This window comes from Lutibacter sp. B1 (assembly GCF_012524075.1).
GTDB lineage: Bacteria > Bacteroidota > Bacteroidia > Flavobacteriales > Flavobacteriaceae > Lutibacter.
This window is the reverse complement of sequence record NZ_JAAZUI010000007.1, coordinates 94,828-108,626: the sequence shown is the minus strand read 5'-3', so window position 1 is coordinate 108,626 and position 13,799 is coordinate 94,828. Positions and strand designations below refer to the sequence as shown.

General features: G+C 29.7%; 14 protein-coding genes. 5 read left to right on the top strand and 9 right to left on the bottom strand.

The window, feature by feature from the left end:
• Positions 1-21: 21 nt before the first annotated feature.
• The 4 genes from HGB55_RS05985 (at position 22) to HGB55_RS05970 (ending at position 6,094) form a co-directional block, all read left to right on the top strand.
• Positions 22-2,397, top strand: a complete 2,376-nt coding sequence (locus HGB55_RS05985; protein WP_168815624.1) for an RND family transporter — start codon at positions 22-24, stop codon at positions 2,395-2,397.
• A gap of 93 nt (positions 2,398-2,490) precedes the next feature.
• Entirely contained in the window at positions 2,491-3,924 is a 1,434-nt protein-coding gene (gene asnS / locus HGB55_RS05980) for an asparagine--tRNA ligase (RefSeq protein ID WP_168815622.1), read from the top strand.
• Positions 3,925-4,005: 81 nt separating this feature from the next.
• The gene (gene rpoN / locus HGB55_RS05975) at positions 4,006-5,463 is read left to right on the top strand and encodes an RNA polymerase factor sigma-54 (protein ID WP_168815620.1); all 1,458 of its coding nucleotides are present in this window, start codon (positions 4,006-4,008) and stop codon (positions 5,461-5,463) included.
• A 208-nt stretch (positions 5,464-5,671) separates the two neighbouring features.
• Positions 5,672-6,094: a hypothetical protein gene (locus HGB55_RS05970; RefSeq protein ID WP_168815618.1), complete on the top strand. Its 423-nt coding sequence runs from the start codon at positions 5,672-5,674 to the stop codon at positions 6,092-6,094.
• Here HGB55_RS05970 and HGB55_RS05965 read toward each other — a convergent pair.
• The 6 genes from HGB55_RS05965 to HGB55_RS05940 form a co-directional block, all read right to left on the bottom strand.
• A complete protein-coding gene (locus HGB55_RS05965) occupies positions 6,082-6,759 on the bottom strand; it encodes a porin family protein (RefSeq protein WP_168815616.1) in 678 nt (225 codons plus the stop codon). The genes HGB55_RS05970 and HGB55_RS05965 overlap by 13 nt on opposite strands.
• Before the next feature lie 82 nt (positions 6,760-6,841).
• On the bottom strand, positions 6,842-7,315 hold the full coding sequence (locus HGB55_RS05960; RefSeq protein WP_168815614.1) for a biopolymer transporter ExbD: 474 nt from the start codon (positions 7,313-7,315) through the stop codon (positions 6,842-6,844).
• A 9-nt stretch (positions 7,316-7,324) separates the two neighbouring features.
• Positions 7,325-7,942, bottom strand: coding sequence for a biopolymer transporter ExbD (locus HGB55_RS05955; protein WP_168815612.1), 618 nt, complete (start codon positions 7,940-7,942; stop codon positions 7,325-7,327).
• 6 nt (positions 7,943-7,948) lie between these two features.
• Entirely contained in the window at positions 7,949-8,407 is a 459-nt protein-coding gene (locus tag HGB55_RS05950) for a hypothetical protein (protein ID WP_168815610.1), read from the bottom strand.
• Between the two features lie 9 nt (positions 8,408-8,416).
• Entirely contained in the window at positions 8,417-9,166 is a 750-nt protein-coding gene (locus HGB55_RS05945; RefSeq protein WP_168815608.1) for a MotA/TolQ/ExbB proton channel family protein, read from the bottom strand.
• A 303-nt stretch (positions 9,167-9,469) separates the two neighbouring features.
• Positions 9,470-10,504 (bottom strand): asparaginase, encoded by a 1,035-nt coding sequence (locus HGB55_RS05940; RefSeq protein ID WP_168815606.1) that lies wholly within the window; start codon positions 10,502-10,504, stop codon positions 9,470-9,472.
• A 78-nt stretch (positions 10,505-10,582) separates the two neighbouring features.
• Between HGB55_RS05940 and HGB55_RS05935 the strand changes: the two genes are divergently transcribed.
• Positions 10,583-11,281: a zinc metallopeptidase gene (locus HGB55_RS05935; protein ID WP_168815604.1), complete on the top strand. Its 699-nt coding sequence runs from the start codon at positions 10,583-10,585 to the stop codon at positions 11,279-11,281.
• Positions 11,282-11,321: 40 nt separating this feature from the next.
• On the opposite strand, the gene HGB55_RS05930 is transcribed toward HGB55_RS05935, so the two are convergent.
• The 3 genes from HGB55_RS05930 to accB form a co-directional block, all read right to left on the bottom strand.
• A complete protein-coding gene (locus HGB55_RS05930; RefSeq protein WP_168815602.1) occupies positions 11,322-11,786 on the bottom strand; it encodes an Lrp/AsnC ligand binding domain-containing protein in 465 nt (154 codons plus the stop codon).
• 80 nt (positions 11,787-11,866) lie between these two features.
• Entirely contained in the window at positions 11,867-13,219 is a 1,353-nt protein-coding gene (gene accC, locus HGB55_RS05925) for an acetyl-CoA carboxylase biotin carboxylase subunit (protein WP_168815600.1), read from the bottom strand.
• A gap of 81 nt (positions 13,220-13,300) precedes the next feature.
• Positions 13,301-13,780, bottom strand: coding sequence for an acetyl-CoA carboxylase biotin carboxyl carrier protein (gene accB / locus HGB55_RS05920; RefSeq protein ID WP_168815598.1), 480 nt, complete (start codon positions 13,778-13,780; stop codon positions 13,301-13,303).
• Between the last annotated feature and the right edge of the window lie 19 nt (positions 13,781-13,799).

Here is a 13,799-nt window from a genome sequence, read left to right as displayed (position 1 = left end):
ACCTTTGCAAAAAATTTTTGGATGAATTTTTGGACTCGGATTTCTAGACTTATTTTAAAGGGAAGATTTGTTATTTTAATTGCCATAGCTGCAATTACGTACTTTTTAGCTTCACAAATGCAATACATGCGTTTTTCTTATACTGAAGCTAACTTATTACCTGAAAATCACATAATAAATGTTGAATATGACAGATTTTTAGAAATTTTTGGAGAAGAAGGTAATTTAATAATTTTGGCCACCAATGATTCTACTGTTTTTACTCCTAAAAAATTTAACGATTGGAATAACTTATCAAAACAATTAAACAGTTTTCCTGAAGTTGATTTTACAATGTCTGTTGGTGATATTAAAAAACTTAGTAAAAATACTAAAGAACAGAGGTTTGATTTAGAACCTATTTATAATAAAGCTCCTGAAACTATAGAAGAAGTTCAAAAAATTAAAACTGAACTTTTTGACAACCTTCCATTTTTTGATAATTTCTTGTATAATAAAAAAACAGGTACTATTAGAACGGTTGTGTATTTAAATAAAGAAATTGTTAATACATCAGTACGTAAAGACTTTGTTTTTAATACCCTAAATCCTGCTATTGATCAATTTGAAAAAGAAAATAATATAGATGTTAAAGTATCTGGTATGCCATATATACGTACCATGAACGCCCAAAATATTATTGATGAAATTGGAATGTTTGTAGCACTTGCTTTAGGTATAACTGCTTTAATTTTCTTTTTCTTTTTCCGTTCATTTAGAGCAACATTCATTACTCTTTTAGTTGTAAGTATTGGTGTTATTTGGGCTTTTGGATTTATAGGTTTGTTTAGATATGAAATTACGGTTTTAATGGCTATGATTCCTCCTTTAATTATTGTAATTGGAGTACCTAATGCCATATTTTTAATAAATAAATATCAACAGGAAGTAAAAAAACACGGCAATCAGGCAAAATCATTACAAAGAGTTATTACTAAAATTGGGAATGCTACTTTAATGACAAACGTTACTACGGCTTCCGGATTTGCAACATTTATTTTTACTAAAAGTCAGCTTTTAAGAGAATTTGGTACCATTGCTTCAATTAACATTTTAGCAATATTTATTTTGGCATTATTAATAATACCAATTATTTACAGTTTTATGCCCTTGCCAAAAGAGAAACACTTAAAACACCTTGAACGCAAATGGATTGAAGCTATTGTAAATTGGATGGAATCAATAGTAAGGCACCATAGATTTGCTGTATATGCTGCTACAATTGTATTAATAATAATTAGTATGATTGGTATTTATAAGATTAAGGTATCGGGCAGTTTAATTGAAGATATGCCTAAAGGAAAACAATTTTATAAGGATATAGTTTTCTTTGAAGATGAGTTTGGCGGTATTATGCCTCTCGAAATTTTGATTGATACCAAAGCTGAAAAAGGTGTGATGAAACTATCAACTTTAAAGCGTATGAACGAGCTTGATGAAACTATAGAAGAAATTCCTCAATTATCTAAGCCAATCTCCGTTTTAAACATGGTAAAATACTCTAAACAAGCTTTTTATAGTGGAAAACCAAAATATTATCAATTACCAAATAGTCAAGAAAAAAATTGGATTTTATCTTATACTAAAAATTCAGCAGGAAATACCAATCTCTTAAACAATTTTGTTGATTCTACCGGAAGATATGCTCGTATAACAACATTTATGAAAGATATTGGTACTGATAAAATGGAAATTATTGAAGAACGATTACAACAAAAAATTGATAAAGAATTTCCAAAAGAAAATTACGATGTTTCAATGACAGGAAAAGCCTTGGTATTTTTAAAAGGAACCAATTTTTTAATTAATAATTTAGCCATATCACTTTCACTTGCTATATTATTAATCGCAATTTTTATGGCTTTCATGTTTCGTTCTTTTAGAATGATTATAATATCATTAGTGCCAAACATATTTCCATTACTAATAACAGCTGGTTTAATGGGGTATTTAGGAGTTCCTCTAAAACCATCAACAATTTTAGTATTTAGTATAGCCTTTGGTATTTCGGTTGATGATACCATTCACTTTTTAGCAAAATACAGGCAAGAATTAATAGCAAATAATTGGAGAATAAAACATTCAGTTTACGCTGCTCTTCGTGAAACCGGTGTTAGTATGTTCTATACATCTATAGTTTTATTTTTTGGATTTTTAGTGTTTACTGTTTCAAGTTTTGGGGGTACAATTGCACTTGGAGGTTTAGTTTCAATAACTCTATTATTTGCAATGGTTTCTAACTTATTATTATTACCGTCGCTATTGCTTTCTTTAGAAAAAAGTATAGCTAATAAAAAAGTATTTAAAGAACCTACTTTAGACATCCTTACTCCAGATGATGAAAATGTAGACAAATAAATGAATTATTACCTAAAAAACTTCAAATTTAATTGAAGGTTATCCAAATTTTTTAATTCAATATGTATCTTTGCAACTCTTAAAATTTAGAATATGATAAGAACTAATGTAGCAGAACTTTTAAGTTCAGACAATTTTTTACATGAAATTATAGTAAAAGGTTGGGTTAGAACATTTAGAGCTAACAGATTTATTGCTTTAAATGATGGTTCAACCATAAATAATATACAGTGTGTTGTTGATTTTGAAAATACTGATGAAACCATTTTAAAACGAATAACTACGGGTGCTGCAATTTCTGTAAAAGGGACATTGATTGAAAGTTTAGGAAAAGGTCAAAGTGTTGAGATTCAAGTTTCTGAAATTGAAATTTTAGGCGATTCCAATCCTGAAGAATATCCTATTCAACCTAAAAAACACAGTCTTGAGTTTTTAAGAGAAAATGCACATTTACGTATTAGAACAAACACTTTTAGTGCAGTAATGCGAGTTAGATCTGCATTATCTTTTGCAATACATAAATATTTTACCGAAAACGGGTTTTATAATTTTCACGCTCCAATAATTACAGGCTCTGATGCTGAAGGTGCTGGAGAAATGTTTACAGTAACTACACTTAATCCTGAAAATCCTCCAAAAAATGAAGATGGCACCATTGATTATAGTAAAGATTTTTTTGGAAAAAACACCAATTTAACTGTATCCGGACAATTAGAAGCTGAAACTTATGCAATGGCTTTAGGTAAAGTATATACTTTTGGCCCTACATTTAGAGCTGAAAATTCAAATACCACAAGGCATTTAGCAGAGTTTTGGATGATTGAACCCGAAGTTGCTTTTAACAATTTAGATGACAATATGGACTTAGCTGAAGATTTTATAAAATCAGTTATTTCATACATTTTACAAAATTGTAAAGACGACCTTGAGTTTCTTGATAATAGATTAACGCAAGAAGAAAAATCTAAACCTGCTGCCGAAAGAAGTGAGATGTCTCTTATCGAGAAGTTAAAATTTGTTGTAGAAAACAATTTTATTCGCGTTAGTTATACTGAAGCTATAGATATTTTAAAGAATTCTAAACCAAACAAAAAGAAAAAATTTCAATTTTTAATTGATGAATGGGGCGCTGATCTTCAAAGTGAACATGAACGCTATTTAGTGGAAAAACATTTTAAATCTCCGGTTATTTTATTTGATTATCCTGCAAGTATTAAAGCTTTTTACATGCGTTTGAATGATGACGGTAAAACCGTAAGAGCAATGGATGTTTTATTCCCGGGAATTGGCGAAATTGTTGGAGGAAGTCAACGAGAAGAAAGATTAGATATCTTAAAACAAAAAATAAAAGAACTAAATATCGACGAAAAAGAATTATGGTGGTATTTAGACACTCGAAAATTTGGAACAGCTGTACATAGTGGTTTTGGCTTAGGATTTGAGCGCTTGGTTCAATTTACAACTGGTATGAGTAATATTAGAGATGTTATACCTTATCCAAGAACACCACAAAATGCAGAATTTTAATAAATTTAAATCATAAAAACATAGTTATTCAACATACTATGTTTTTTTGTATTTTTATTCAAAATCCCGTTTAATCAATATATGTTAAAACAGAGTTTACAATATAAACTTTTACAAAAATTATCTCCTCAACAAATTCAATTGATGAAATTGATTCAATTGCCTACACAGGCATTTGAACAACGTTTAAAACAAGAATTAGAAGAAAATCCTGCTTTAGAAAGCGGTAAAGAGAATGTAGATGATTATGACAACTCTCAAATTGATAATGATTATGATGAAACTGGAAATGAAAGTATAAGTGCTGAAGATATAAATATTGATGAATATTTGAGTGATGATGAAATTCCTAATTACAAAACTCAAACAAATAATTATTCATCGGATGACGAAGATAAACACATACCTTATGCCTCCGGAACTTCATTTACACAGCATTTAAAAAATCAAATACATACCTATCGATTAAATGATGATGAAGAAATAATTACAGATTTTTTAATTGGAAGTATTGATGAAAGCGGTTATATAAGAAGAGACTTAGAAGATATTTTAGACGATTTGGCATTTACTCAAGGTATTTTTACAACACAAGAAGAACTCGAACGCCTTTTAAAAATTGTTCAGGATTTGGATCCTGCCGGTGTGGGTGCACGCGACTTAAAAGAATGTTTATTAATTCAATTAAAACGAAAAGAAGAGCATCCAAGCAGAAATTTAGCAATTAATATATTAGAAAATTCTTTTGACCATTTTGTAAAAAAACATTATTCTAAACTAACACAAAAATTTCATGTTAGTGAAAACGAATTAAAAGAAGCTATTAAGCAAATTGAGAAGTTAAATCCAAAACCTGGCGGATCTTATGTTGGTAATAATAAATTAGCCGAACAAATTGTTCCTGATTTTACAATTCGAATTGTTGAAGGAGAATTAGAGCTTACATTAAATTCTAGAAATGCTCCTGAACTTCATATATCTAAAGAATATAACGATTTGTTACAAGGTTATAAAGATACAAAAGACAAGTCAAAATCTCAAAAAGATGCTGTTGTATTCATCAAACAAAAATTAGATGCAGCTAAATGGTTTATTGACGCCATAAAACAACGCCAGCAAACTCTTTTGTTAAATATGAATGCTATAATGCACCATCAAAAAGAATATTTTTTAACCGGAGACGAAAGAAAATTGAAACCCATGATTTTAAAAGATATTGCAGATGCTATTGATATGGATGTTTCAACAGTTTCTAGAGTTGCAAACAGCAAATATGTAACAACACCTTATGGAACAAAATTAATTAAAGAATTCTTTTCCGAATCAATGAAAAACGATCAAGGTGAAGATGTTTCAACAATTGAAATCAAAAACATTTTAGCTTCCGTAATAAAAAAAGAGGATAAAAAGAAACCCTTAACAGATGATAAGCTATCTAATCTATTAAAAGAAAAAGGCTATCCTATTGCAAGAAGAACTGTTGCTAAATATAGAGAGCAATTAGATATTCCGGTTGCTCGATTAAGAAAAGAAATTTAGCCTTAGGTTTAAAATTACTATGAAATTTTCAAAATATATATCTTACTTTTTTCACCCAATTAATTTTCCAATTATAGGTGCTTTGCTTTATTTTATTTTTGTTCCGGAGTTTATATTTAAACCTCAGGAATATATGATGTTATTAGTAATTTTTATAGGCACATATATTTTTCCTTTGTTTCTAACTTATCTTCTGAAAAGATTTGAAATGATAAAAACCTATCATATGGTAACAATTGAAGAAAGAAAATTTCCAACTTTACTCTTTATTGGTATTTCTTACATTATAGGAAACTGGCTCTATAAATCAACAATAGTCGATTTATTAGCTCTTTTCTACTTTGGCTATGGATTATGCTTAATTTTTTCTTATATTCTTTTACATTTAAAGTATAAAATAAGCTTGCATACTGCTGCAATTTCAGGCTTAATAGGTTTTTTAATTTGTTTTAGTCACTATTATAAAATTAATTTAATAATAATTTTAGCAGTATTGTTTATAATAGGAGGTGTAATATCTTCAACAAGATTAAAATTAAAAGCACATCAATTAAATGAAATTTCTTTAGGTTTTATTTTTGGGTTAGTAAGTCAATTTATAGTATACTATATTTACATTTACATGATGTAAAATTTTAGCCCTACATTAAACTCATTCAGTTTAAGGTTTTCATTCTCAAATTTTACAGTATCTTTAAACAAAGTATTTAAGCCATAATACAAATATATATTCCAAGTACTATAACCTGTAGCTAAAGTTATACCATATTGCAACTTATTAAATTCAGGTATATTTTTAGTAGTTATTATTCCATTGGTATCTTCATATTTAGATTTAATTGAAAATAAATAAGAAAATTTAAACCCTCCGTAAATACGCCAAAACCTATACTTAACTGGCGTAGAGTTTCTCCACCTAATTTCTATTGGCAATTCAAGCGAATGCATTACAAGCCTGTTAGTATCATAGTCTTGTGCTAATTCAAATACAGTTTGCTTGTTTTCTCTTGAAATTTTTAAATTTTGTATAGCTGCATTATACGCATATCCCAATCCAATGCCTAAACCATAATTTCTTTTAGAATTAAAAGGAATGTCTTTTATAAAACCAACTGATATACCTCCGGAAAATCCATTTTGCGAAATATCTTTTGGCTTGTTAGTTAAAATATTATAGGTTAATGAAACATAAATCTGATCTTCTAAATATTTTAAATCTACAGTATCAATTTTTGTTTGGGCTTCAATTTTAATTAAGCCAAAGAAGAAGAAAATCAAAAAGAAATATTTTCCCATATAACAAATATACTTTATAAAACTAAAAAAGACAATCTACACTAGTTAGATTGCCTTTTTATTTTATTATAGAAAATATAAATTATTTATAGTTACTTTTTATGTCAGAACCTTTTCTGGTTGAAAAACTAACTTTTAAAGCATTTATATCTCTTAATTGTTCTTTGATATCCAAAATGGTACCTACACTTGCATCTTTATCGGCCTTAATTGAAGTAGTCATAAATTTAACTTCTTCTTCTTTTCTTAAAGCTCTTTCAGAAAATATAAAATTAGGTACATCTTTTACATCTATAATCTTATCATTCGCTTGTATTTTATCACCAGCTATTCTTTTATCTTTTGATTTACCAACATAAATAGTACTTACCAAACTTTTAAGTTCTAATTTTTTCACCTCACTTGCAGTTGGAAGATTTGGTTTTTTAATTAATAAATCAGTTTCTCGCATAGTTGTTGAAACCATAAAAAAGAACAATAGCATAAATACAATATCAGGTAATGATGCTGTAGAAATAGCAGGTAACCCTTTTTTCTTCTTTTTAAACTTACTCATAATCTGATACTATTTTATTGGTTCAGGTTCAGAGATAATTTGAGGGTAACTATCCTTCAAATAATCTATTTTCTCTTTAAGGCTTTCAGTAGGGTTATCATTATAATCATCTAACAAATCATTATAAGATCTTCCATATTTTTCAACAGCCAATCTGTTTCTTAACTCATTGTAAGCAGCTTCAATTTCGTTTTGAATTGAAACATACATACCATAAGTTGTTCCTCTATCGCTTTGTAAAGATATAATAGCCTTCGATGGATGATCTGATGATTCAGGATCTCTTCTACCTTTACAATAATCGCAAGGTTCTCCTGGTTTTCCTTCTTTTGGTGCTCCTATACCTCCACCATTATCGATGAATTCCATTGCTAGTCTTTTTATGTCGGTAACTTGAACAAATTCATTTTCAACTAAAAGTTGATTGTTTCTGTTAACAACAATATCTAACACATTTTTTTCTTTGATAGTTACTTGAACATCTTGTGGCGTTTTTTCCGGTAATTTACGTGCAATTCCAGAATCAACATCCATAGTTGTAGTTACTAAGAAAAATATTAGAAGCAAGAACGCAATGTCTGCCATTGAACTAGCACTAAAATCACCGCCGCTTTCTCTTCTTGCCATAATATATTAGTTTTTTATTAATGATTTCATAAAATCAAACACGAAGAATATTAAGCCAATTGTTCCTAAAATAAAAGTATAGTTTATTAGAGTACTAACCCATTTAGAAACACTTCCAGCCTCGCTTAAAACTTTTCCTGCCGAGTTTAATACTTGATCTCCAGAAGATATTACATAAGCCAAAACTAAAAGTACACATAATATTACTAAAGAAATTAAGCTTCTTTTTAATGCTTGTGGATTTTTAATTAGATTTAATAAGGAACTAATTATTGCAACCGCAGATACTGCAATTAGCAAATATACTGCGTAAGTTATAAATGGTGATACAACACTAGATTGAACAGCTACATCAGTTTCAATAACTTCATCTCCTGCCATTAAAACTCTAATGAAAAAAAAGAAGCCAATTAAACCCAACGCTCCCGTTGCTAATGTTAATATTTTTGATACATTCTTATTCATAATAAGCTCTTATTTTTTGTATTTAACCATAAGATCTACTAAAGAAATAGAAGCATCTTCCATACTGTTAACAATGCTGTCTACTTTAGAAATAATATAGTTATAGAAAATTTGTAGGATAATCGCTACAACCAATCCAAATACTGTTGTTAATAACGCTACTTTAATACCTCCCGCTACAACTGTTGGAGAGATATCACCCGCTTGCTCAATTGAGTCAAAAGCTCCAATCATACCAATTACTGTCCCCATGAAACCAAGCATTGGCGCTAAAGCAATAAATAATGATAGCCAGGAAATATTTTTCTCTAATAATCCCATTTGAACACCTCCGTATGAAACAACTGCTTTTTCAGCTGCGTCAATACCTTCATCTTCTATTCTATCTAATCCTTGATAAAATATTGAAGCTACAGGACCTTTTGTATTTCTACAAACCTCTTTAGCTGCTTCTATTCCTCCTGATGCTAAAGCGTCATCAAGGTTAGAAACTAATTTTTTGGTATTAGTTGTAGCCATATTAAGATAAATAATTCTTTCAATAGCTATTGCTAAACCTAAAATTAAGCAGACTAATACAATTCCCATAAAGAAAGGCCCACCTTCAATAAAACGCTGCTTTAACTCTTGGTGAAATGTTTTTGATTCTGTTGCATCTGCAACTTGCTCAGTTTTTGCTGCATCTTGTGCTATAGCCTTAGGTGCTGCTCCAAATAACAATAATCCTGTAATTGCAAGGATAGTAAATACTCTTTTCATTGTGTAATAGTTAATTTATTAATTTTTATACGGGTTAAATATATAATAATTTTTAAAAACAAATTTAGTCTAAGTAAGGAGAAAAATATAAAGTCATCAACCTATCTAATATCTCTATAATTAGACGTCTTTTGCGAATGCCAAGTAACGAAAAAATGTTGAGTTCTGAAAATTTTAGACCTACTTTAAATTATTTTTTTAGAATGTCTTATTTTTTTTTAGAAATTACTAAAAATAAATTGAATTTAAGCAAATTTATTAAAAATTAACCTAATAAACTGATGATTAATTATAAAAAATATACTAATCTTCAGTAATTTCACCTCTAATTTGTGTTTCAAAAACTGATTTAAATTTATTTTTTGGAATTTTTTCTCCTAACAGATACATAAGTTTAGCTAAAGCTGACTCTGTTGTGATATCTTTTCCGCTAATTATTCCCAAATTTTTTAGTTCAATACTAGTTTCATACTGTCCCATTTGTACATTTCCTCCTGCACACTGGGTTACATTTATAATATATATATTTTTATCAATTGCTTCTTTTAATAATTCAACAAACCACTTTTCTGTTGGAGCATTTCCCGATCCAAATGTTTCCATAACCACACCCTTTAGTCCTTTTATTTCAAGAATACTTTTTACAACAGCTTTAGTAATTCCTGGAAATATTTTAAGTATTACTATATTATTATCCAGTTTCTTTCTAACTTTTAAATAACTATTTTTTAATGGTTTTTGAATTAATTGTTTGGAAAATTTCAAGTAAACACCACTTTCTCCTAATGGAGGAAAATTTGGAGATGTAAACGCTTCAAATTGCTCTGCATTAATTTTTGTAGTTCTGTTAGCTCTATATAATTTATATTCAAAATATAAACATACTTCAGTTATAATTGGTTTACCATTGTCTTGGGCAGAAGCAATTTCTATTGATGTAATCAAATTTTCTTTTGCATCTGTTCTTAAATCGCCAATTGGTAATTGTGAACCTGTAAAAATGATAGGTTTTGACAAATTTTCAAACATAAAACTTATTGCCGATGAAGTATATGACATTGTATCAGAACCATGTAATATCACAAATCCATCAAAAGCATTATAATTATCCTCAATAATTTCAGCTATTAAAACCCATTTTTCAGGATTCATATTTGAAGAATCTATTGGTTCTTTTAATGAGATACTCTGAATTTTACAATTTAAATGGTTAATTTCAGGAATGTGTTTTAATAATTTATCAAAATTAAACGTATGTAACGCTCCTGTTTTGTAATCTTTAACCATACCAATGGTACCTCCTGTATAAATTAAAAGTATATGAGGAATTTTTGTCATTTTGTCTGTCACTTCTATTTTGGAATAATTTATGTTGTAAATTTACCAAATAAAAAACATTAACTAAAAAAGAAATCTATGACAGGGTATTATATTTTAATAGGAATTATATCATTGGTAAGTTGGCTTGTAAGTCAACGTTTAAAAAGTAAATTTAAATACTATTCTAATGTTCATTTACAAAACGGTTTAAGCGGAAAAGAAATAGCTGAAAAAATGTTACGAGATAACGGAATTTTTGATGTTCAAGTAATTTCAACTCCGGGCAGATTAACAGATCACTACAATCCTGCAAACAAAACAGTAAATTTAAGTGAAGAAGTTTACAATCAAAGAAATGCTTCAGCGGCAGCTGTTGCAGCTCATGAAGTTGGTCATGCTGTTCAACATGCACAAGCATATCAATGGCTGGAAATGCGTTCTAAATTAGTTCCTGCAGTTAATATTTCATCTAAATTTTCAATATGGTTAGTTTTTGGAGGTTTAGCTTTGGGCGCAGCTTCAGGAAGTACTGGTATGGGATTTACAGTAGCAATTATAGGACTAGCAATGATGGCCTTGGCAACTATATTTAGCTTTATTACACTTCCTGTTGAGTATGATGCAAGTAACAGGGCTTTAGCTTGGTTAAAAACAAATAACATGCTTACTAATGCAGAGCAAGATGGCGCTAAAGACGCATTAAAATGGGCTGCAAGAACTTATTTAGTAGCTGCAATAGGGTCATTAGCAATGCTATTTTATTGGGGTCTTAGAATTTTAGGTTCAAGAGATTAAATAAATTTGAAATAAAAAAAGCCGTTTAAAACGGCTTTTTTTATAATTTTATCTGTCTGTCAATTTGCTGATCTAACGAAATAAAAGTTTCTGTTCTGGCAACACCTTTAATTGATTGTATTTCTAAGTTGAGAAGTTTCATTAAATGTTCGTTATCTTTACAAAGTATTTTAATAAATATCGCCCAGTTCCCAGTAGTATAGTGGCTTTCAATTACTTCCGGTATTTCTTTCAATCTTGTCAAAGCCGCTGAGTATTTACTTGCCGAATCTAAAAATATACCTACAAAAGCAAGGGTTTTATACCCTAAAACTTTAGGGTTAATAATAAATTTAGACCCTGAAATTAAACCTGCTGATTCTAACTTTCTAAGTCTTTGATGTATTGCTGCTCCAGATATTCCAATTTCTCTTGCAATACTTAAAATAGGAGTTCTTGCATCTTCCATTAAATGCTTTAATATAATTTTATCTATACCATCAATATGTAACTCCTTTTCCTTCATAAAAATATTATATAAAGTAAATTTAAAAAAATAAAGGATATGAAAATTCATATCCTTTATTTTTATTTCAATTTGAGATTTTATTTATCCTCCTCTGGTAAAATTTTAAATACCTCCATAAATTTAGTAGTATAATTTCCTGCTATATAATCCGGACTATCCATCAACTGTCTATGGAAAGGTATGGTTGTTTTTATACCCTCTATCACAAACTCATCTAATGCTCTTCTCATTTTTGCTATTGCTTCTTCTCTTGTTTGAGCGGTTGTTATCAGTTTAGCAATCATAGAATCATAATTAGGAGGTATTGTATAACCTGCATAAACATGCGTATCAACCCTAACTCCATGTCCACCCGGAATATGCAATGTTGCTATTTTACCGGGAGAAGGTCTAAAATCATTAAACGGATCTTCAGCATTAATTCTACACTCAATAGAATGTAATTTTGGTGTATAATTTTTACCTGAGATAGGAATTCCTGCAGCTACTTTAATTTGTTCATAAATTAAATCGTGGTCTATAACCTGCTCTGTTATTGGATGTTCTACTTGAATACGAGTATTCATTTCCATAAAGTAGAAATTTTTATCCTTATCAACTAAAAACTCAACAGTTCCTGCTCCTTCGTATTTTATATATTCAGCAGCTTTTATTGCAGCTTCACCCATTTTTTTTCTAAGCTGAGGAGTCATAAATGGAGACGGAGCTTCTTCAGTCAATTTTTGATGACGACGTTGAATAGAACAGTCTCTTTCTGATAAATGACACGCTTTTCCATAAGCATCACCTACAACTTGAATTTCTATATGTCGAGGCTCTTCAATAAGCTTTTCCAAATACATTCCGTTGTTTCCAAAAGCAGCTTGCGCTTCTTGACGTGCAGATTCCCAAGCATTTTTTAAGTTTTCCTTCTTCCAAACAGCTCGCATTCCTTTACCTCCACCTCCTGCAGTAGCTTTTAACATTACAGGATATTTCATGTCTTCAGCTAATTTTTCGGCTTCTTCATACGTTTCAATTATACCTTCAGAACCTGGTATTGTTGGTACACCTGCAGCTTTCATTGTAGCTCTGGCAGATGCTTTATCTCCCATTTTATTAATCATATCAGCTGTAGCGCCAATAAATTTAATTCCGTGTTCTTCACATAATTTAGAAAATTTAGCATTTTCTGCTAAAAATCCATATCCCGGATGAATTGCATCAGCATTCGTAATTTCTGCAGCAGACAATATAGCCGACATTTTTAAGTAGGAATCACTGCTTGCAGCCGGACCTATACATACTGCTTCATCTGCAAAACGTACATGTAAGCTTTCAGAATCTACAGTAGAATAAACTGCTACAGTTTTAACTCCAATTTCTCTACAAGTCCTTATAACTCGTAAAGCTATTTCACCTCTGTTGGCAACTAATATTTTTTTAAACATAATGCACTTTCGAATTAAAAAATACAATTGGGCAAAATTTCAATTTATTTTGAAATTTCAAATTGAACTTTGGATTAAACTTTACGATGGGTCAACTAAAAATAACGGCTGACCAAACTCAACTGGTGTTCCGTCTTCAACTAGTATTTTAACTATTTTTCCTGATACTTCAGACTCAATTTCATTGAATAATTTCATTGCTTCTACTATACAAACTACTGTATCCTTATTTACGGTATCACCTACTTCAACAAAAACAGGTTTGTCTGGTGATGGTTTTCTATAAAAAGTACCTATTATTGGGGATTTAATTTCTATATATTTTGAATTTTCATCTTTAGAAGCAGTTTCAACATTTATAGTCTCAGTTGGTAAATTACCTGAAGTTGCTCCTAAAGGCATTTGAGGAATCCCTAAAGGTGCTTGCTGCACTATAGTAGTTTCTGTTTTATCTGAGCCAGTTTTAATGGTAATTTTTATATCTTCCATTTCTAACTTAACTTCACTTGCACCCGATTTGGCTACAAATTTTATCAGATTTTGAATATCTTTCAAGTCCATATTCATTTGGTTTTAGTTG